Source organism: Mesorhizobium sp. M2A.F.Ca.ET.039.01.1.1 (assembly GCF_003998035.1).
GTDB lineage: Bacteria > Pseudomonadota > Alphaproteobacteria > Rhizobiales > Rhizobiaceae > Mesorhizobium.
This window is the reverse complement of the sequence record NZ_RZRY01001546.1, coordinates 1-437: the sequence shown is the minus strand read 5'-3', so window position 1 is coordinate 437 and position 437 is coordinate 1. Positions and strand designations below refer to the sequence as shown.

Below are 437 nucleotides of genomic sequence, written 5' to 3'. Positions count from 1 at the left end.
GCCGCATCCTGCCGCAGGCTGTCCTCAAAAATGAATGAAGCGAGCGGATGGCCGTCGCGTGAGAGCATGGTTGCGGCCGTGGCGCCGGATACCGCCCATTCGGCCCGGCCGAGCCGGTAGAGGTGCCGCCCGATCCGGCACTCGACCCCCAGTCCCGGATGCTCGGCAATTGCGACCGGCATCATTTGCAAACCGTCGTCGAAGGCCGCCAGAGCCCGCGACACGGGATGATTGGAGCGAGCCGCGATCGCACCGGCGATCGCCAGTGCGGATGGCTCGATCTGCGAGGCATTGGCCAAGCTCAGCCGCCCCGTCGTCAGCGTTCCCGTCTTGTCGAAGAGAACCGTGTCGATCTCCGCCAGCCGCTCCAGGGCCGAGCCGTCCTTGACCATGATACCGGCCTCGAACAGCCGCCTGGCCGCCACCGTGTGCACGAT

General features: G+C 67.0%; 1 protein-coding gene. It reads right to left on the bottom strand.

Annotated elements, in window-relative coordinates; translation table 11 throughout:
- Positions 1 to 392, bottom strand: a 392-nt coding sequence (locus tag EOA24_RS40860) for an HAD family hydrolase (protein WP_245502016.1), incomplete at its 3' end; no start/stop codon positions are given.
- Between the last annotated feature and the right edge of the window lie 45 nt (positions 393 to 437).